Annotated in this window: 22 protein-coding genes; 12 read left to right on the top strand and 10 right to left on the bottom strand. The window is 71.6% G+C overall.

Features of this window, described 5'->3' with window-relative positions:
* Positions 1-3 precede the first annotated feature (3 nt).
* Positions 4-606, top strand: a complete 603-nt coding sequence (locus F4692_RS17410; RefSeq protein WP_179620987.1) for a hypothetical protein — start codon at positions 4-6, stop codon at positions 604-606.
* 5 nt (positions 607-611) lie between these two features.
* Here F4692_RS17410 and F4692_RS17405 read toward each other — a convergent pair whose 3' ends face one another.
* Complete coding sequence (locus tag F4692_RS17405; RefSeq protein WP_179620986.1) at positions 612-1,064, bottom strand: DUF6326 family protein; 453 nt, start codon at positions 1,062-1,064, stop codon at positions 612-614.
* A gap of 418 nt (positions 1,065-1,482) precedes the next feature.
* On the opposite strand from F4692_RS17405, the gene F4692_RS21355 reads away from it, so the two are divergent.
* The gene (locus F4692_RS21355; protein ID WP_179620985.1) at positions 1,483-2,211 is read left to right on the top strand and encodes a resuscitation-promoting factor; all 729 of its coding nucleotides are present in this window, start codon (positions 1,483-1,485) and stop codon (positions 2,209-2,211) included.
* Positions 2,212-2,236: 25 nt separating this feature from the next.
* Here F4692_RS21355 and F4692_RS17395 read toward each other — a convergent pair whose 3' ends face one another.
* Both F4692_RS17395 and F4692_RS17390 read right to left on the bottom strand, forming a co-directional pair.
* The gene (locus F4692_RS17395; RefSeq protein ID WP_179620984.1) at positions 2,237-2,977 is read right to left on the bottom strand and encodes a DinB family protein; all 741 of its coding nucleotides are present in this window, start codon (positions 2,975-2,977) and stop codon (positions 2,237-2,239) included.
* 63 nt (positions 2,978-3,040) lie between these two features.
* The gene (locus F4692_RS17390) at positions 3,041-3,895 is read right to left on the bottom strand and encodes a tryptophan 2,3-dioxygenase (protein ID WP_179620983.1); all 855 of its coding nucleotides are present in this window, start codon (positions 3,893-3,895) and stop codon (positions 3,041-3,043) included.
* A gap of 39 nt (positions 3,896-3,934) precedes the next feature.
* Between F4692_RS17390 and F4692_RS17385 the strand changes: the two genes are divergently transcribed.
* Complete coding sequence (locus tag F4692_RS17385) at positions 3,935-4,864, top strand: DNA-3-methyladenine glycosylase family protein (protein WP_179620982.1); 930 nt, start codon at positions 3,935-3,937, stop codon at positions 4,862-4,864.
* A 13-nt stretch (positions 4,865-4,877) separates the two neighbouring features.
* Here F4692_RS17385 and F4692_RS17380 read toward each other — a convergent pair whose 3' ends face one another.
* Together F4692_RS17380 and F4692_RS17375 are read right to left on the bottom strand one after the other, a co-directional pair.
* Entirely contained in the window at positions 4,878-6,122 is a 1,245-nt protein-coding gene (locus tag F4692_RS17380; RefSeq protein ID WP_308645362.1) for a phospholipase D-like domain-containing protein, read from the bottom strand.
* Between the two features lie 46 nt (positions 6,123-6,168).
* A complete protein-coding gene (locus F4692_RS17375) occupies positions 6,169-6,963 on the bottom strand; it encodes an aminoglycoside phosphotransferase/kinase family protein (RefSeq protein ID WP_179620981.1) in 795 nt (264 codons plus the stop codon).
* A 33-nt stretch (positions 6,964-6,996) separates the two neighbouring features.
* Here F4692_RS17375 and F4692_RS17370 point away from each other — a divergent pair, with 33 nt between their 5' ends.
* Complete coding sequence (locus F4692_RS17370) at positions 6,997-7,581, top strand: dihydrofolate reductase family protein (protein WP_179620980.1); 585 nt, start codon at positions 6,997-6,999, stop codon at positions 7,579-7,581.
* A gap of 3 nt (positions 7,582-7,584) precedes the next feature.
* On the opposite strand, the gene F4692_RS17365 is transcribed toward F4692_RS17370, so the two are convergent.
* Positions 7,585-8,409 carry an META domain-containing protein gene (locus F4692_RS17365; protein WP_179620979.1) on the bottom strand — a complete coding sequence of 275 codons (825 nt, stop codon included), beginning with the start codon at positions 8,407-8,409 and terminating at the stop codon, positions 7,585-7,587.
* Positions 8,410-8,494: 85 nt separating this feature from the next.
* Between F4692_RS17365 and uvrB the strand changes: the two genes are divergently transcribed.
* Positions 8,495-10,624, top strand: coding sequence for an excinuclease ABC subunit UvrB (gene uvrB / locus F4692_RS17360; protein WP_179620978.1), 2,130 nt, complete (start codon positions 8,495-8,497; stop codon positions 10,622-10,624).
* An 18-nt stretch (positions 10,625-10,642) separates the two neighbouring features.
* On the opposite strand, the gene F4692_RS17355 is transcribed toward uvrB, so the two are convergent.
* The gene (locus tag F4692_RS17355; RefSeq protein ID WP_218858717.1) at positions 10,643-11,182 is read right to left on the bottom strand and encodes a DUF1707 SHOCT-like domain-containing protein; all 540 of its coding nucleotides are present in this window, start codon (positions 11,180-11,182) and stop codon (positions 10,643-10,645) included.
* A 69-nt stretch (positions 11,183-11,251) separates the two neighbouring features.
* Here F4692_RS17355 and F4692_RS17350 point away from each other — a divergent pair, with 69 nt between their 5' ends.
* Entirely contained in the window at positions 11,252-11,824 is a 573-nt protein-coding gene (locus F4692_RS17350; protein WP_179620977.1) for a hemerythrin domain-containing protein, read from the top strand.
* A gap of 12 nt (positions 11,825-11,836) precedes the next feature.
* Here the strand turns inward: F4692_RS17350 and F4692_RS17345 are convergent, their stop codons facing one another.
* Positions 11,837-12,496 (bottom strand): potassium channel family protein, encoded by a 660-nt coding sequence (locus F4692_RS17345; protein WP_308645361.1) that lies wholly within the window; start codon positions 12,494-12,496, stop codon positions 11,837-11,839.
* A 64-nt stretch (positions 12,497-12,560) separates the two neighbouring features.
* Between F4692_RS17345 and F4692_RS17340 the strand changes: the two genes are divergently transcribed.
* The 6 genes from F4692_RS17340 to F4692_RS17315 all read left to right on the top strand — a co-directional run bounded on the left by F4692_RS17340 (position 12,561) and on the right by F4692_RS17315 (position 17,792).
* Positions 12,561-13,055 (top strand): hypothetical protein, encoded by a 495-nt coding sequence (locus F4692_RS17340; protein ID WP_179620976.1) that lies wholly within the window; start codon positions 12,561-12,563, stop codon positions 13,053-13,055.
* A 5-nt stretch (positions 13,056-13,060) separates the two neighbouring features.
* Positions 13,061-13,579 carry a hypothetical protein gene (locus F4692_RS17335; RefSeq protein ID WP_179620975.1) on the top strand — a complete coding sequence of 173 codons (519 nt, stop codon included), beginning with the start codon at positions 13,061-13,063 and terminating at the stop codon, positions 13,577-13,579.
* Between the two features lie 64 nt (positions 13,580-13,643).
* Positions 13,644-14,615, top strand: coding sequence for an NAD(P)/FAD-dependent oxidoreductase (locus F4692_RS17330; protein ID WP_179620974.1), 972 nt, complete (start codon positions 13,644-13,646; stop codon positions 14,613-14,615).
* 45 nt (positions 14,616-14,660) lie between these two features.
* Entirely contained in the window at positions 14,661-15,935 is a 1,275-nt protein-coding gene (locus tag F4692_RS17325; RefSeq protein ID WP_179620973.1) for a glycosyltransferase family 4 protein, read from the top strand.
* Positions 15,922-16,677 carry a class I SAM-dependent methyltransferase gene (locus tag F4692_RS17320; RefSeq protein ID WP_179620972.1) on the top strand — a complete coding sequence of 252 codons (756 nt, stop codon included), beginning with the start codon at positions 15,922-15,924 and terminating at the stop codon, positions 16,675-16,677. The genes F4692_RS17325 and F4692_RS17320 overlap by 14 nt, the downstream gene beginning before the upstream one ends.
* Positions 16,674-17,792, top strand: coding sequence for a prenyltransferase/squalene oxidase repeat-containing protein (locus F4692_RS17315; protein WP_179620971.1), 1,119 nt, complete (start codon positions 16,674-16,676; stop codon positions 17,790-17,792). The genes F4692_RS17320 and F4692_RS17315 overlap by 4 nt, the downstream gene beginning before the upstream one ends.
* Here the strand turns inward: F4692_RS17315 and F4692_RS17310 are convergent.
* Together F4692_RS17310 and F4692_RS17305 are read right to left on the bottom strand one after the other, a co-directional pair.
* A complete protein-coding gene (locus tag F4692_RS17310) occupies positions 17,751-18,401 on the bottom strand; it encodes a class I SAM-dependent methyltransferase (protein WP_308645360.1) in 651 nt (216 codons plus the stop codon). The genes F4692_RS17315 and F4692_RS17310 overlap by 42 nt on opposite strands.
* A gap of 43 nt (positions 18,402-18,444) precedes the next feature.
* Complete coding sequence (locus F4692_RS17305; protein WP_179620970.1) at positions 18,445-18,822, bottom strand: hypothetical protein; 378 nt, start codon at positions 18,820-18,822, stop codon at positions 18,445-18,447.

Raw genomic sequence — 18,822 nt, 5'->3', positions numbered from 1 at the left:
AGGGTGCGTGAGCGGTTCACCGGTCGGATCGCCGGCGTCGGCAGCACCTCCGGCACACGCGTCGTCGTCGGTCGCTGGGACGACTCGCCGTGGGGGCCCTTCGCCGACGTGATGGTGGAGGACGCCGCCGGCCACCGGGTGCTGCTCGCGCCCACCGACCGCGTCCGCGAGTTCGTCGCTGCGACCTACTCCTTCGACGAGGAGGTGATCGAGCCCGTCGCGGTGACCGACACGCCCACCGGGTGGCAGGTCTCGACCCCGTCGCTGTCGCTGCGCCTCGACGTCGGTGGGCGTACGCCGCTCGGCACGGCCCTCACCCTGGTGCCGGCCCGGGTGGCGACCTCCCCGGCGTGGTGCAGCCTCGTCGACCCCGTCGCACGCGTGGTCCTGCGCGGCGTCCGCACCCGCGGCACGGCCGGCGGTGACCGGCGCGAGTGGTACGGCGCGACGTCGGTCGTGTCGGTCACCTCGATCGAAGGGGAGTGGCGAGGCGTCGCTCCGGGCGACCTCGCCCCGGTGGACCCGCCGTGCCGCTTCGGCTTCTCGAGCACTCCTGCCCGCCCCTCCGTCACCAGCGTCGTGACGACGGTGGAGCGGGCCGGGTAGACCCGCTACGCCGTCGCGCGCGGCCACGCCCAGGCGGAGCGCAGGATGTACGCCAGCAGGAGCACCTCGATCAGGACCCCGAGGCCGTAGAACCCCCACCAGGACTCGCCCGCCAGGTTGAAGACCGAGACCGGCACGTAGAGCGTGGCCACGACGAGGTTGAGCAGTCGGCTCGCACGGGCCGGCAGGGTCGTGGACAGCAGGATCATGGACATCGGCACCGACACGAGGGTGAGAGAGGTCACCACGAAGGTCTGGCTGATGTCGAACTCGAAGACGACGCCGGACAGGATCTCCTCGATCGCGCCGGGCTTGTAGAGGTGCAGGTAGTCGACGTAGATGTACAGGAACATGAAGGCCGTCCAGGCGGCGGCGAGCCTCGTCCTGATCGTCGCGGGCTGCTCGTGGAGGGCGGCCGTGGTGACGGGCGTCCCGGTGGTCGTGGTGGTGGCGCTCATGGTGCTTCCTCTCGTCGGGTGTGCACCTCGACGATGACGGGGCGCAGGCGCGGACGGATCGGCACGCCGGGCCCGTCCTGCCCGCCGTGAGGACGACTCGATCTCGGCCGTTCGGCCGACCCCGGTCGCGCGGACCACGGCTCCACGATTCGACATGCCCGGTCCGAAATGTTCTCGTGGTGGAGCCGCTGGCACCGCTCCTCGACGTGGTCGAGGCACCTCCCGTCGCGAGGTGGACGCGCGTCGCGGCCTCGACGCCCCACCCCCGCGAGCGTCGCGTCCGAGCGCCCCGGAGGCGTACCCCCAACCCCCGTGAGGTCAGAAGCACGTGCGTGCCACCACCACACCCGCCCACTCCCACCGACCGCGAGCCACACGGCCCCGTGCCCTCGCCGGCCTGGCCACGGCTGCGCTGGCGATGAGCCTGGTCCCCGGCAGCGCGTCCGCGCAGACAAGCCGCGAGGCCGTCGGCGTACGCCTCGAGGTGGCCGACCAGGCACCCGTCGAGGTAGCGACGCCTCCCCGGGCGTGGCCCGGCCAGGTCCTCGAGGCACATGGCGTGCCGGTCGGCTCCGACGACCTCGTCGCGGTGCTGCGCGACGGACGCAAGGTGTCCGGCGCCAAGAAGCGCGTCCGCGAGGGTGACGTCGTGCGGCTGACGCAGGTCGTCGAGCAGCGCAGGACGAAGCTGAAGAAGGTCCGCAAGGGCACCGTCGAGGTCTCCACGACGAAGCTGAAGCCCGGCACGCGCAAGGTGGTCAGCACCGGTCGCGCCGGCGTGCGCAAGGTCGTCGCCGTGCAGACGCTGCACAACGGCGAGCCGGTGAAGTACCGCGTGGTGAAGAAGAATCTCGTCACCAAGCCGAAGCCGCGCCGCGTGCTGGTCGGTCGCAGGGCGTGGTCGGTGCCCGGCACCGACGGGCTCAACTGGGGGGCGCTCGCCAACTGCGAGTCCGGCGGCAACCCCAACGCCGTCAACCCGGCCGGCTACTACGGCCTCTACCAGTTCGACGTCGGCACGTGGCGCAGCGTCGGTGGCTCCGGCGTCCCCACCTCTGCCTCGGCTGCTGAGCAGACCTACCGCGCGAAGCTGCTCTACCAGCAGCGTGGCCGGTCGCCGTGGCCGACCTGCGGTCGACTGCTCTGATGGTCTGACGCGCGGGCGGGTGGCCTCACCCCGCCCGCGTGAGCAGCGCCAGGTCGCGGCGTACGTAGCGCAGGTGCGCCCACTCCTCCTCGAGGATCACGCGCACGCAATCGCCGACCGTGGGCTTCCAGTCGCCGCCGCCCCACGGGTTGCCGCGCTCCTCGGCCAGCAGGTCCGGTGTCGCGCAGGCGAGGAAGTCCGTCACCAGGTGCTGTCGCTCGGCCCGGACCGCCAGCACCTCGTCGTGCGTGGGTTCGTCCTGGCGCAGGACGGACATGTCGAAGCCCATCCCCGCGGCGCCGGTGAAGGGCTGACCGATCTCGTGGAACGGCTGCTCGACGCGCAGGATCCCGCCGCGCAGCCACGCGTCGGTCGCCAGGACCAGGTGTCGCAGGGTCTGCACGAGCGACCACTCGTCCTCGACGTGCGAGTCCCACAGGTCGCGCGGCGTAGCGTCCACGGTCTCCTGCCACGCCGCCTGCACGGCGACCCAGCACTCCCGCAGTCCCTCGGGCGTCTCGGAGCCCTGGAGCTCGCGCCCCGGGAAGCGCCGGTTGAGCTCGGCCTCGACGAACGGCACCACGTCGACGCCGTTCACGGTCAGGGACCCGAGGAACAGGTCGTGGCTGTCGATGTCGAGCCCGTCGACGTCGACGCTGCGCATGGTCACGCCGCTGACGTCGGAGAACCGCATGGTCGCGCCCGCGAAGCTCGTCTGGGCGAAGGTCGCGCCCGCGAACTCGTCGGTGTCCGTGTAGGTGGTCATGAGGACAGGGTGGCGCGGGTTCCGGACGATTCCGGGTCGTTGCATTGAGAGGTCCAGCTGCCCCTACTGCCCGATCCGCGTCCGCACCTCGTAGAGCTCGGGGAAGAACGTCAGGTCGAGGGCCCGGCGGAGGAAGTCGACCCCCGACGACCCACCCGTGCCGACCTTGTGGCCGATGGTGCGCTGGACGACCTGCAGGTGGCGGAAGCGCCACTGCTGGAAGGCGTCCTCGACGTCGACGAGCTCCTCGCAGGTCTCGTAGACGCCCCAGTGCTCGCCGGGGGCGGCGTACACCCCGGCGAAGACGTCGACGAGCTCGCTGTCGGAGACGTGCGGCTGGGAGAAGTCCCGGGTGAGCAGGCGTGACGGGACGGCGTACCCCTGCCGGGCGAGGTGGGCGAGGAACTCGTCGTAGAGCGACGGCTCGTGCAGCAGCTCGGCGAGGACGTCCTGGGCGTCGGCGTCGTGCGCGTGGACCTTCACCATGTCGGCGCTCTTGTTGCCGAGCAGGAACTCGACCTCGCGGTACTGCGCCGACTGGAAGCCCGAGCTGGTCGCCAGGAAGGGGCGGATCTCGGCGTACTCCGACGGCGTCAGCGTCGCCAGCACCGACCACTGGTCGGTCAGCGTGTGCTGGATGTGCTTGATGCGCGCCAGCCGCTTGAGCGCGGGGGACAGGTCGTCGGTGCGGAGCAGGGCCCGCGCGGAGCGCAGCTCGTGGACCATCAGCTTGAGCCAGAGCTCGCTCGTCTGGTGCTGCACGATGAAGAGCAGCTCGTCGTGCTGGGGCGGGTCGGACAGGGGCTGCTGGGCCGAGAGGAGCACGTCGAGGCGGAGGTAGTCGCCGTAGGACATCGACCTCGAGAAGTCCTTCTGGATGCCGTCCTCGAGGTCGCGGTGGTTCGGAGTCTCGCCCATGGGTGCAACGTAGTCGGTGGCCTCGATTACCGTCGGGGCATGGTCACCCAGGACGCGCGCACCCGCACCTGGGTGCCCGACTGGCCGTGCTCACCCGCCCAGGTGCTGCGCCCGCAACGCCGCGGTGCCGGCGACCCGACGCAGCGACACCTCGACGACGGACGCATCTTTCGCGCCATGCGTACGCCCGTGGGCCCCGCCTCGCTGTGCGTCGAGGCGCGGGCGTCGGCCGGTGAGGTGCACGGTCGCGCGTGGGGCCCGGGCGCCGACTGGGCGCTCGAGCGGATGCCTGCCCTGCTCGGCGCCGACGACGACCCGAGCGGCTTCGAGGCGCACCACCACCCCGAGGTCGCCGAGGGGTGGCGCACCCACCGGCACTGGCGCATCGGCGGGACGGGCCTGGTGATGGAGTCGCTGGTGCCGTCGATCCTGGAGCAGAAGGTCACCGGCAAGCAGGCGTTCGGCTCGTTCCGCGAGCTCGTCCGGCGCCACGGCGAGCCCGCGCCCGGTCCGGTCGCCCAGCTGCGGCTGATGGTGCAGCCGACGCCGGCGACGATCGCCGCGATCCCGTCGTGGGAGTGGCTGCGGCTCGGGGTCCAGCCGGCCCAGTCGCGGACGATGGTCACCGCGTGCCGGCTGGCGTCGTCCCTCGAGCGCATCTCGGCGGCGCCGGAGGAGGCCGAACGCCGGCTGACGTCGATCCGGGGGATCGGGGTCTGGACGAGCGCGGAGGTCCGGATGCGCGCCCTCGGCGACGCCGACGCGGTGAGCTTCGGCGACTACCACCTCGCCAACTGGGTGGGCTGGGCGCTGGTGGGCCACGACATCACGGACGAGGAGATGGGCGCGCTCCTCGAGCCCTACCGTCCGCAGCGTGGCCGGGCGGCGGCGATGGCGATCGCCGGCGGTCGCTCCCGCCCGCGGCGCGGTCCGCGGATGAGCGTCCCGACCCACCTGCCGACGCGCTGACGACCGGCTCCGCTCAGAGCAGCGGGCGCAACGGTGCCAGGAAGCTCTCGGTGAACTTCCGGTTCAGGTCGCGCGCCTCCCACTCGGCGAGGGTGAGCTCGAGGCAGTTGGACTCGTCGACGGCGAAGACCCGCTCCATCACCGCGGCGAAGGCCGGGTCGATGACCTCGAGGTTGATCTCGTAGTTGCCCTGGAGGCTCAGCCGGTCGATGTTGGCCGTGCCGACGGTCGACCAGCTGCCGTCGATGGTCGCGGTCTTGGCGTGGACCATCGCGTCCTTGAACCGCAGGATGCGTACGCCGGCGGCGAGGAGCTGGCCGTAGTAGCCGCGCGAGATCCAGTCGGCGACGATGTGGTTGGACTTCAGCGGCAGCAGGACGCGTACGTCCACCCCGCGGCGGGCTGCCTCCGCGACCGCGTCGACGAAGTCCTGGTCGGGCAGGAAGTAGGCGGTGGTCAGCCACACGTTGCGGCTCGCGCGCTGGATCGCCTCGAGGTACATGCTGCGGATCGGGAAGCTCCACTGGCGCGGGATGTTCTTGTGCACGCGGATCTGCGGGTCCCAGTCGGACGCCGTCTCGATCAGCAGCGGGCGCTCGTTGCGCCGCAACCGGTGCCGGCGGTTGAGGTTCCAGAAGTCGGCGAAGGCGCGCTTCATGTCCCACACGCCCGGACCCGTGATCCGCACGTGCGTGTCGCGCCACTCGGTGGCGTACGCCGAGCCGATGTTGTAGCCGCCGAGGAAGGCGACCTCCTCGTCGACGATCAGCATCTTGCGGTGGTTGCGGCCGTAGCGGCGCAGGTCCCAGAAGCGGAACCCGGCCGTCCAGACGGGGTAGCGCAGCACCTTGAGCCGGGGCGAGAAGCGCTTGAAGGCGGGGGAGACCACCATGTTGGCGAAGCCGTCGTAGACGCAGTGCACGTCGACGCCCCGGTCGGCGGCGGCGGACAGGGCGGTCTTGAACTTCCACCCGATCTCGTCGCCCTTCCAGATGTAGGTCTCGAAGAGGATCTGCTTCTTGGCGCCGTCGATCGCCGCGAGCATGTCGTCGTAGAGGTCACGGCCGAACGTGTAGGTCGTGATGTCGCCGGCGCCCATCGGGACGGTCTCCGGGCGGGTCACGGGGAACGGCTTCGGCTTCTTGCCGCGGCGGCGGTAGGAGTCGACGAGGGAGAGGGCGACCGCGAGGCCGATCTGCAGGCCGAGGAGGGCGAGCAGGCTGCGCCGGGCGGCGGTCAGCGTGCGGGCGACGGTCACGCGCACAACCTATCCATCGACGACCAGCGGGCGCTGCCCACGTTCCTCAGACCAGACCCAGCGCGGCGTAACGCCCGACGTAGCACGGCCGGTCGGAGAGCACGCGGAAGAGGACGGCCCGCAGCATCGCCTGCCGCGGCGCACCGGTCCGCCACCCGTCCAACGCCTCGGCGGGCGCCCCCAGCCAGAGCACCGCGTCGAGCACGCACACTGCCTCGGCCCACAGCGGTGACCGCCACGCGGGGGAGAAGTCGATGACGAGGGGCACGCCCGCCGCGTCGAGCAGGACGTTGTTCGCGAGGTCGGTGTGGACCAGCTGCTCGCGACCGAGGTCGGTGTCGTCGAGGGCGGCGGCGAGGTCGGCGACGAGCCCCGCCGCCGGCGTAACTCGTCCCGACTCGACCGCCGAACCGTCGAAGGCAAGCCGCTCGGCGGTCGCGTAGCGGTCGTCGCGGCTGTCGAGGCCGGCGGGGCGCTCCGGCACGGCGCTGGCGAGGTGCGCGTGCAGGAGGTGGGCGGTCGCACGCAGCGTGGGCAGGTCGCGGCACGGCACGGACCCGGGCTCGTAGCGGGTGGCGGCCCAGCCGTCGACGGTCAGGTTGCCGTCACGTGCGGGGACGGGCAGCGCGAGGCGCAGGGAGCGCGGCACCTGCTCGTCGAGGCGTACGGCCAGCCTCGCCTGGACGGGCGCCAGCCACGCCTCGGACTCGTCGTGGCCGGGGGAGAGGGCGAGGTCGCCCGCCCGCCAGCTCAGCCCGCGGCCTCCGGTCAGCGGCTCCAGGACGCCTTCGGCCGCGAACAGGTCGAGCACGCGGTCGGGCGGCTGGCCGGGGTGGGGCATGGCAGCGAGGGTACGCATCGGCAGGATGTCCGCATGCGTCGTCTCGTCTACCTGGTCGCCGTCACCCTCGACGGGTTCATCGCCGGTCCCGACGGGGGTGACCCGAGCGGCTCGGAGTGGTTCCCCGTGACCCCCGACCTCGTCGAGCACCTGGTCGCCACCTGGCCCGAGACGCTGCCCGGCCCGGCCCGCGAGGCGCTGGGGATCGAGGGACCGGGCGAGGCCTTCGACACCGTGGTGGAGGGTCGGGGCTCCTACGAGATCGGCCTGGCCGCCGGACTCGACGACGCCTACCCGCACCTGCGGCACCTCGTCGTCTCCTCGACCCTCGCCGACCGCAGCGACCTGCCCGTCGAGGTGGTCGCCGGCGACCCGCTGGAGCGGGTGCGCCAGCTGAAGGCCGAGGAGGGCAAGGACATCTGGCTCGTCGGCGGCGGGACGCTCGCGCACGCACTGCTCCCCGAGGTCGACCGGCTCGTGCTCAAGGTCAACCCGTCGGTGATCGGCGACGGCACGCGGCTGTTCGAGGGGCCGTTCGCCCACGCCCGGTTCGAGCCGGTCGACCAGGTCGACCTCGCGGGCGGGGTCCGGGTCGTCACGCTCGACCGCGTGCGCTGAGGCTCAGCGACGGTAGACGACCTCGGCCGGACTGTTGTCGTGTGCGTAACCGATGACGAGCTCCGCACCTCCGCCCCGGCGGCGCACCTCGAAGACCGGCTCGGACAGCGCGTTGCCGACGGCCACCTCCTGGTCCATCAGCCGGTCGGGGCAGCGCCCGCGCCACTCGCTACGGGTGAGGTGCGGTGCGCCGAGCCACATCCGCCAGCGCCCCTCCAGGACGCGGCAGCCGCTGCTCGCCGCGATCCGACCGCCTGAGCCCCCGCCGTCGCCGAACCGGACGAAGGGACGGAGCCCGCGCTCCCACTGCGGCCGGTGGCGCTCACCGGACTCGTCGATCCAGGTCACGAGCCGCCACCGGTGGCCCACGACCGCCGCGCGCGGCCACGGTTCCGCGAGGCGGAAACCGATCTCGACGCCCGGCCCGGTCATCGTCAGCTCGTCGCTGTCGCGCTCGACGGTGTCGACCTCGATGAGGGCGGCGAAGTAGGTACGGTCGAGCTCCTCCGGCGCCGTGCCGCAGCCCATCAGCGTCTGCTCGATCCCGGAACCCGGGATGTCGAACGAGCTGCCGTCGAGCGTGTGGTCGGCGCCGTAGTCGTTGCACGCCGCCTTCCCGCCCATGCTGTCCTCGTCGAACGTCAGGGACACGTGCGTGTCGGACGTGACCGCGAGGGGGCCGTCGGGGGTACGCCCGGACACCAGCAGCCACGTGCCGGCGAGATCGACGTCGGGCGTGCGGTCCCGGCTCGCGCCGCCGGCCGAGCACGCCGTCGCAGCCAGCGCGAGCGCGGCGGCACCCAACGCCCACCCCCGTCGTACGCCCATGCTGGAAGTCTGGACGAGCCGGGTCACGACCGGGTCACGCCCCGCTCACGGGTGCGCTGTCGGTGGCGGGTCGTAGGCTCGACGCATGCGTCCAGTCACTGATCTCCAGCGGCGGGTGGCCCCCTTCAAGGTGGTCTCCGACTACGAGCCCTCCGGCGACCAGCCGGCGGCGATCAAGGAGATCGTCGGGCGGATCCAGGGCGGGGAGAAGGACGTCGTCCTGCTCGGCGCGACCGGCACCGGCAAGACCGCCACGGTCGCCTGGGTCGCCGAGCAGCTCCAGCGCCCGGTGCTGGTGCTCCAGCCCAACAAGACACTGGCCGCCCAGTTCGCCAACGAGCTGCGCCAGCTGTTCCCCGACAACGCGGTCGAGTACTTCGTCTCCTACTACGACTACTACCAGCCCGAGGCCTACGTCCCGCAGACCGACACCTACATCGAGAAGGACTCCTCGATCAACGAGGAGGTCGAGCGGCTGCGGCACAGCGCGACCAACAGCCTGCTCACGCGGCGCGACACGATCGTGGTCTCGACGGTGTCCTGCATCTACGGCCTCGGCACCCCGCAGGAGTACGTCGACCGGATGCTGCGGCTCAAGGTCGGCGAGGAGCACGACCGTGACTCGGTGCTTCGTCGTCTCGTCGAGATCCAGTACACCCGCAACGACATGTCGTTCACCCGCGGCACCTTCCGGGTGCGTGGCGACACCCTCGAGATCTTCCCGGTCTACGAGGAGCTCGCGATCCGCATCGAGTTCTTCGGTGACGAGATCGAGCGGCTGATGACGCTGCACCCGATCACGGGCGAGGTCATCTCCGAGGACACCGAGCTCCACGTCTTCCCCGCGACCCACTACGTCGCCGGTCCCGAGCGGATGGAGAAGGCGATCACCGGCATCGAGCTCGAGCTCGCCGACCAGCTCGCGGTCTTCGAGAAGCAGGGCAAGCTGCTCGAGGCGCAGCGCCTGCGGATGCGCACCACCTACGACGTCGAGATGATGCGCCAGGTGGGTTCGTGCTCGGGCATCGAGAACTACTCGATGCACATGGACGGCCGCAAGCCCGGCAGCGCCCCCAACACCCTCCTTGACTACTTCCCCGAGGACTTCGTGCTCGTGGTCGACGAGTCCCACGTGGCGGTGCCGCAGATCGGCGGCATGTACGAGGGCGACATGTCGCGCAAGCGCAACCTCGTCGACCACGGCTTCCGGCTGCCGAGCGCCATGGACAACCGTCCGCTGCGCTGGGACGAGTTCGTCGACCGGATCGGACAGACGGTCTACCTGTCCGCGACCCCGGGCAACTACGAGCTCGACCGGGTCGGAGGCGTGGACAACACCGTCCAGCAGATCATCCGCCCGACCGGGCTCGTGGACCCGGAAGTCGTGATCAAGCCGACCAAGGGCCAGATCGACGACCTGATCCACGAGATCCGCACGCGTGCGGACAAGAACGAGCGCGTCCTGGTGACGACGCTGACCAAGAAGATGTCCGAGGACCTCACCGACTACCTCCTCGACGCCGGCATCCGCACCCGCTACCTCCACTCCGAGGTCGACACGCTGCGCCGCATCGAGCTGCTGCGCGAGCTGCGCATGGGCGAGTACGACGTGCTGGTCGGCATCAACCTGCTCCGTGAGGGTCTCGACCTGCCCGAGGTGTCGCTGGTGGCGATCCTCGATGCCGACAAGGAGGGCTTCCTGCGCTCCGACAAGTCGCTCATCCAGACCATCGGCCGCGCGGCGCGCAACGTGTCGGGCCAGGTCCACATGTACGCCGACAAGATCACGCCGTCGATGGAGGCGGCGATCGACGAGACCAACCGTCGTCGCGAGATCCAGGTCGCCTACAACACCGAGCGCGGCATCGACCCACAGCCGCTGCGCAAGAAGATCGCCGACATCACCGAGATGCTCGCGCGTGAGGACGAGAACACCGAGGCGCTGCTCAAGACCTGGGCCGACGTCGGCCAGAAGGGCCGCGCGGGCGGGGTGAAGGCCGGCAAGTCGCCGACCCCGGCGCTGTCGAAGATCCACTCCGAGGCGCCCGACACCGCCGGCATCCCCTCCGCCGACCTCGCCGAGCTCATCCAGGGGCTGACGGACCAGATGAAGCAGGCGGCCGCCGACCTGCAGTTCGAGGTGGCGGCTCGGCTGCGCGACGAGATCGGAGACCTCAAGAAGGAGCTCCGCCAGATGATGGAAGCGACGAAGTGAAGAGACGGCCCCGAGCCCTCAGAACCCGTCGACGTTCCTGCGGATCTCGCGCCGCTCGACCTCCTTGCGCTCCTTCTTCTCCAGCCGCCGGGTCTGCTCGGCGATGATCTCCTGCTTCTGGAAGACCACCCGCCCGGCGTTCAGGCCGGTGCCGAGCATCACGAACAACGGCCACGGGAACTGCGGGTTGAACCCGCCCCCGCCCCAGCCGGTCGCGAACCAGATGACCCAGCAGATCAGTGACGCGGACAGGAAGCCCCACACGGCCTGCCGCCGCTCGAGGACGTAGGCGCGCGCGGCCTCGACGGGGATGTCGCTGCGAGGTGCCTGGGACACGGGGAGGTCCCGCACCAGGGGGAGGAGCTCCCCGAGGGTGCGGCTCGACAGGACGGCCTCGCTGCGCTCGTCGTACTCCGCACGGGTGATCCGGCCCTCGGCGAACGCGTCGGCCAGGACCGTCTCGATCACCGCGCGATCGCGGTCCGACGCCCGGAGGGTCCGGTTGGCGGGGCTGCGCGGGTCGTGGTCGAACTGGTTCCACACCTCGATACCTGGCACCAGCCCATCGTAGGCACGGACCCGCAGGGGTGAGGTCTCCCGCTGGGGCGGGTCGCTACGGTCGGCCCCATGAGCACCCCCATCGACCTCGGCAGGCCGATCTCCGGCGACGTCATCGACCTGATCCTCGAGGACCACCGGCGCTTCGAGTCCCTCATGCGCCAGCTGCGCGACAGCACCTCGGACCGCGACGCCGTACGCCGCGCGCTGGCCGCCCTCCACGTCGCGCACGCCGAGGCCGAGGAGAAGTACGTCTACCCCACCCTGCGGCGCAAGGACGCGATCACCGAGCACGAGGCCGAGCACGGTGAGGAGGAGCACGCCGAGGGCCACGAGGCGATGCTCAAGGTGCTGGAGCTGAAGGGCACCGACACCCAGGCGTTCGACGACGCCGTGGAGGAGCTCGCGACGGCGCTCAACCACCACCTCACCGAGGAGGAGCTGACGATCCTCAACCCGGCGCGGGACGAGGTCGGGGAGCAGGTGCGCGCCGACCTCGGGAAGGCCTTCGCCACCGAGCGCAACGCCCAGCTCGACGCCGACTGCGGCAGCATCGACAACGTGCGCCGCATCGTGGAGGCCGCCGAGAAGGAAGGGCTCCTCGACGACGACGACGACGAGGACGAGGAGTCCGACGACTGAGGTCGGTGGACCTCAGCGCCGGCTGCGCATCATGGTCAGCCCGACCATGCGGGCCACGACCATGGCGACGTAGAAGACGCCGACCATCATCTCGACCATCAGCAGTGCGCGTGCCTGCTCGCCGACGGCGACGATGTCGGAGAGACCCACGCTGGTGAGGGTCGAGAACGACAGGTAGAGCAGCTCGAACCACGAGCGGTCGAAGCCCTCGCCGTTGATGTAGGAGTCGGGCCACACGACCTGCACGGCGGCGTACAGGTAGGTGAAGCCCCACGCCACCACGGTGAAGGCGGCCCCGGTCGCGTAGTACTCGTCGGTGGTGACGATGTCGTCGTGGAACAGGTAGCGCAGCATCGCCCACGAGACGTAGAAGTAGAACGGCGCGTGCAGCAGGCCCGAGACGAGGACGATCGCGTCGGTCTCGTAGAAGATCGCCTCGAGCAGGGTGAACACGATCGTCGGCGCGCCCAGGAAGAACACGACGCGGCTGACGTTGGGCGTACGCCGCACGGCGAGGACCGCGGACCCGACGGCGAGCATCCCGATCACCCCCAGGATCGCCCCGCCGACCCGGGACTCGCCGAGGAAGGGGTACGCCAGCACCTGCGCGAGCTGGGCCAGCAGCAGCATCGCCGACGGGTGCGCGGTCAGGTGCCGCAGCGGGTGGGTCACGAGAACGCAGTCTAGGGAGACGGATGAGCCGCACGTCGGCGGCCGGCTGGGCTAGGTTCGCGGCGTGGGAGCACGAGCGAGCCGGTGGCTGGGAGCGCTGCTGGCCGTCGTGCTCGTCGGCCTCCTCGTCGCGATCGGTCTCGTCGTGACCTCGCGCGACGCCGTGGACGAGCAGCTGACGGCGGACCAGCAGGACGTCGCCGCCGCTGCACGCGCGGAGGCGCTGGCGTTCCTGACCGTGGACCACCGCGACATGGGTCCGCTCGTCGACGCCGTCCTGGAGGGGGCGACGGGTGAGTTCGCCGAGCAGTACGCCGCGCAGCGCGACACCCTCGAGGCGGAGGCGGTGCGCACGAAGGCGACGTCCACCGCGGAGGTCGTGGCGCTCGGTGTCGGCGACCAGGACGAGGAGTCGGCGACCGTGCTGGTCGCTGCCAACAGCCGGGTCACCAACACCGGCACCGGCAGCGAGGGCGAGGTCCGCTACTACCGGCTGCGCCTCGAGCTCGTCCGTGAGGGCGACCGGTGGCTCACGAGCAACGTGCAGTTCGTGAGGTGATCGGCATGGGTGGGAGGAAGTGGCTGCCGGCGCTCGCGGCACTCGTCTGCGTGGCCGGCCTCGCGCTGGCATGGCTGTTGGCCGACGCGCCCGAGGCGGGCGGCCCGGACGTCGTGAGCGCCGACGCCTCCGCCGCGGCGGTGGTCTCGACGTCCGTCAAGGCGGAGGTCAGGGACCGCGCGGCCGAGGCGGCCACCGCGGCGTACAGCTTCTCCTGGGACACCCTCGCGGACGACAAGGCGGCCGCCCGCGACCTGATGACGCCGGCGATGCAGGACCGGTACGACCGCACCATGGCCGGGGTGACGACCTCGAGCCGCCGCGACCGGACGGTGGTGACCGCGGAGGTGGTGGACACCGCGCTGGTGACGGCGACGTCGCGGGACGCCCGGGTGCTCGTCTTCGTCAACCAGAGCACAGACGGCGACGACCTGGAGGAGCCCACGCTGGACCTCGACCGGGTGCTGGTGAGCCTGCGCCGGGTCGACGGCGAGTGGAAGGTCAGCGAGCTGGACGCCCTGTAGACGACATCCCGCCCCGATCGGCGGACCCTTGTGGGACCGCCGCCCAGACGATTGGATCGCACACGTGGACGACGTCACGACCGACCTCCTCATCATCGGCGCGGGCCCGACGGGACTGTTCTCCGCCTACTACGCGGGGTTCCGCGGGATGCGGGTGGCGGTGGTGGACTCGCTGCCGGAGCTGGGCGGCCAGATCACTGCGATGTACCCCGAGAAGGCCATCCTCGACGTCGCCGGCTTCCCGAGCGTCAAGGGCCGCGACCTGGTGGAGGGGCTCGTCGCCCAGGCCGCGACCGCGGACCCGACGTACCTCCTCGACCGCACCGCCACCACCCTCGAGCACGGCGACGACGACGTGGTCGTCACGCTCGACGACGGGACCCGGGTCCGCGCCGGGGCACTGCTCATCACGTCCGGGATCGGGAAGTTCAGCCCGCGGCCCCTCCCGGCGGGCGACGGCTGGGTGGGACGCGGCATGGAGTTCTTCGTGCCCAGCTTCGCGCCGTACGCCGGCAAGGACGTGGTCGTGGTCGGTGGCGGCGACAGCGCCTTCGACTGGGCGCAGCACCTCGAGCCCGTCGCCGCGTCCGTCACCCTGGTCCACCGCCGCGACGCCTTCCGCGCCCACGAGCGCACGGTCGCGGCGGTCAAGGACTCCAGCGTGCGGATCGTCACCAACGCCCAGGTCACCGAGCTCCGCGGCGACGGTCACCTCGAGGAGGTGGAGATCAGCGTCGACGGCGAGGAGCCCCGCACGGTCAGGGCCCAGGCGCTCGTGGCCGCCCTCGGCTTCATCGCCGACCTCGGCGCGATCCAGCAGTGGGGCCTGGAGACCCGCAAGCGGCACGTGGTGGTCGACTCGTCGATGCGCACCAACCTGCCCCGGGTCTTCGCCGCCGGCGACATCACCGACTACCCCGGCAAGGTGCGCCTCATCGCCGTCGGGTTCGGCGAGGCCGCGACGGCGGTCAACAACGCCGCCGTGGTGCTCGACCCCGCCGCACACGTCTTCCCCGGGCACTCGAGCGAGGCCTGACCCCGGTGCGCGAGTCGCCTACCGATCAGTAGGCATAATGAGCGGGTGCGCATCGCCATGCTGTCCTACCGGAGCAAGCCTCATTGCGGCGGCCAGGGCGTCTACATCCGTCACCTGAGTCGCGAGCTCGTACGTCTCGGCCACGAGGTCGAGGTGTTCTCCGGGCAGCCCTACCCCGACCTCGACGACGGCGTCGCGCTCACGAAGGTGCCGAGCCTCGACCTCTACCGAGAGCCCGACCCGTTCCGGGTGCCGCGGCTGCGCGAGTTCCGCGACCGGATCGACGTCGAGGAGTTCCTCACGATGTGCACGGCCGGGTTCCCCGAGCCGAAGACCTTCAGCTCGCGCATCGCCCGCCTGATGCGGGACCGTGCCGCCGACTTCGACGTCGCCCACGACAACCAGGTGCTGGGCACCGGGATCCTGGCGCTGGAGTCCTACGGCCTGCCGGTCGTCGCCACGATCCACCACCCCATCACCATGGACCGCAGGATCGACCTCCAGACCGCGCCGGGATGGCGCAAGCGGCTCACGCTGCGCCGGTGGTACGGCTTCCTGCGGATGCAGACCAAGGTGGCCAAGCGCTACCGCATGGTGCTCACGCCGTCGGAGTCGTCGGCCCGCGACGTCGCCCGTGACTTCGGTGTGGACCCGGCCCGGATGCGCACCATCCTGCTCGGCGTCGACGACGTGTTCGCGCCCCCGACCGCGCCGCGCGTCCCGGGACGCATCCTCGCGATGGCCAGCGCCGACGCGCCGATGAAGGGGATCGCGACCCTGCTGGAGGCGTTCGCCAAGCTCGCCGTCGAACGCGACGTCTCGCTCGTCCTGGTGACCCGTCCCGAGCCGGGCGGGCGCACCGAGCAGCTCATCGACCAGCTCGGCATCGCCGACCGGGTCACCTTCGTCAACGGCGTCAGCGACGCCGAGCTCGTCGAGGTGATGGGCTCCGCCGAGGTCGCCTGCGTGCCGTCGCTCTACGAGGGCTTCTCGCTGCCGACCGCCGAGCTGATGGCGTGCGCCACGCCGCTGGTCGTGTCGCGGGCGGGCGCGATCCCCGAGGTCGTGGGCCCCGACGGCGTCTGCGCCGACCTCGTCACCCCCGGCGACGTCGGTGAGCTCGAGCACGCGATCGCCGCGCTCCTCGACGACCCGGAGCGGCGTACGGCGATGAGCGCGGCCGGCCGCGCCCGCGTCGAGGAGATGTTCAGCTGGCGTGCGGTGGCCGAGGCGACCGCCGCCGCCTACGAGGAGGCGATCGCCTCCTTCGACACCGAGCGTGACCAGCGTGACCAGGAGACCCACCGTGCTGACCGTTGACTTCGACCGGCTCGGCCTCCGCCCGGGCGACCGCGTGCTCGACATGGGCTGCGGCGCGGGTCGGCACGCCTTCGAGATGTACAAGCGCGGCGCCGACGTGATCGCGTTCGACCAGGACGCCGACGAGCTGGCCACGGTCCGCGAGTGGTTCACCGCGATGCGGGAGGCGGGCGAGGTGCCCGACGGCGCCGAGGCCGACGTCAAGGAGGGTGACGCCCTCGCCCTGCCGTTCGCCGACGGCGAGTTCGACCGTGTCGTCGCCTCCGAGGTGCTCGAGCACATCCACGCCGACGTCGACGCGATCAAGGAGCTCGTGCGGGTGCTGCGCCCCGGCGGCACGCTCGCCGTCTCCGTGCCGCGGTGGCTGCCCGAGATCGTCAACTGGAAGCTCTCCGACGACTACCACAACGCCGAGGGCGGCCACGTCCGCATCTACACCGCCGAGGAGCTCGTCGACAAGGTCACCAAGGCCGGCCGCTCCAACGACGGCACGCCGGGCGACGCGATGGTGTTCACGGGCAGGGACCACGCCCACGGGCTGCACACGCCGTACTGGTGGATCAAGTGCGCGGTCGGCGTCACCAACGACGAGCACCCCCTCGCGAAGGCCTACCACAAGCTCCTGGTGTGGGAGATCATGGAGAACCCCAAGGTGCTGCAGTACGCCGGCAAGGTCCTCGACCCCCTCATCGGCAAGAGCCTGGTGCTCTACTTCCGCAAGCCCGTTCCCGGGCCGGCATGAGCGAGCAGGCCGTCCCGTCCGGTGTGCTGACCCGCGCACAGGTCGAGCAGACCGCCGCGACCATCGAGGGCATGCAGGAGCCGTCGGGCGCCATCCCCTGGACGACCGGTGAGCACACCGACGTCTGGAACCACCTCGAGTCGGCGATGGCCCTGATGGTGGGCGGTCGGCGGGAGGCCGCCGAGCGGGCGTTCGCCTGGGCCCGCGACCGCCAGCGGCCCGACGGGTCCTGGCCGATGAAGATCGTCGCCGGGGAGGTGGAGGACCACTCCGGGGAGTCCAACATGTCGGCCTACGTCGCGGTCGCGACCTGGCACCACTGGCTGGTGGCCCGCGACGAGGGGTTCGTACGGCTCATGTGGCCGACGGTGCGCCGGGCGCTCGACTTCGTGGTGTCCCTCCAGCTGCCGTTCGGCGGCGTCGCCTGGTCGCAGGAGTGGCGCGACGCGGCGCCGGGGCCGGTCAACGAGGAGGCGCTGCTCGCCGGCTCGTCGAGCATCTACCACTCCCTGCGCGCGGGCGTCGCCCTCGCGGACCTGGTGGGGGAGCCGCAGGTCGAGTGGGAGCTCGCCGGCGGTCGCCTGGGCCACGCGCTGCGCGAGCACCGCGACCTGTTCCTGGACAAGTCGACGTTCTCGATGGACTGGTACTACCCGGTCCTCGGCGGAGCGGTCCGCGGACCCGACGCGTACGCCCTGCTGGCCGAGCGCTGGGACACCTTCGTCGAGCCCGGGCTCGGCATCCGGTGCGTCTCCGCGAACCCGTGGGTGACCGGCGCCGAGACCTGCGAGCTGGTGCTCGCGCTCGAGGCTATCGGCGACCGCGCGCGGGCCCGCCAGCTGCTGGCGGACATGCAGCACCTGCGCACGGCGGAGGGGGCGTACTGGACCGGCTACGTCTTCCCCGAGGGCGTGAACTGGCCGTCGGAGCAGACCACCTACACGGCGGCGGCCGTGATCCTCGCCGTCGACGCCCTGGCCGACGGCACGCCCGGCGCGGACATCATGCGCGGCACCACGCTGGCGCCCCCCTTCGCCGCGATCGGGCTGGAGTGCGGCTGCGCCCCGGACGGGTCAGGCGACGAGGTCGCCCGCGTCGCCCGCCGTACGGCGTAGGACCCGCATCGACCCCACCGCGTCGACCTCGCTGAACGCCCCGCTCGCCAGCGCGGGCAGGTAGATCTCCTCGTACGGCGGACGGCCGCCGTCGGCCGGGTCGGGGAACACGTCGTGGATGGCGAGCACGCCACCGGCGGCGACCCAGCGCGGCCAGGTGAGGTAGTCGGTGCGCGCCGGCTCGACGCCGTGACCGCCGTCGATGAAGAGCAGCGACAGCGGGGTGCGCCACCACGCGCCGACCGTCCCGGAGCGCCCCACGACGGCCACGACCTGGTCCTCGAGACCGGCGGCGGCGATGGTCCGCCGGAACGTCGGCAGCGTGTCCATCACGCCCAGCTCACCGTCGACGAGGGTGTCGTCGTGGTGCTCCCAGCCCGCCTGGTTCTCCTCCGACCCGCGGTGGTGGTCGACGGTGAAGACCGCGCCGCCCACCTCGCGTGCGGCCGCGCCCAGCCAGATCGCCGACTTGCCGCAGTAGGTCCCCACCTCGAGCGCCGGGCCGTGCGGCAGCTGCTCGCGCGCCCAGCGGTGCAGGCAGGACCCCTCGTCCTCGGGCATGAAGCCCTTCGCGGCACGGGCATGGGCGAGCAGGTCGTCCGGGATCACGACGGCGACCCTAGTTCGTCCGCCCGAGCCCGGAGCGCAGGCGTCAGTCCTGCCACCACGCGACGAGCGCGCGGCCGGGTTCCGAGACGAGGACGGCGACGAACGCGAGCGAGACCGCGACGCCCAGCAGGTGCAGGCCGCGCGCGGTGCCGGCCAGGTCGTCCCGGCGCCACAGCGTCCAGCCGCTCGCGGCCCCGGCGAGCGCGGCGGCGACCGGTGCCAGGACCAGCGACAGCGACCCGCCCAGCCCCCAGAGTGCGTCGAGGCCGACGGGCGGGACGAAGCCCTCCACGAGGTACGGCGCCGCGAGGACCGCGAAGGCGAGGACCGCCGCCACGACCGTGCCGGACAGCAGGAGCGCGTCCGCCCGTGCCGAGCGGCTGTCGGCGCTGCCCGTCACGGAGGAGGTCGCGGTCGTCAT

This window comes from Nocardioides cavernae, from assembly GCF_013410035.1.
Lineage (GTDB): Bacteria > Actinomycetota > Actinomycetes > Propionibacteriales > Nocardioidaceae > Nocardioides > Nocardioides cavernae_A.
The sequence above is the reverse complement of the archived record's forward strand: the minus strand, read 5'-3'. Positions and strand labels throughout refer to the sequence as shown.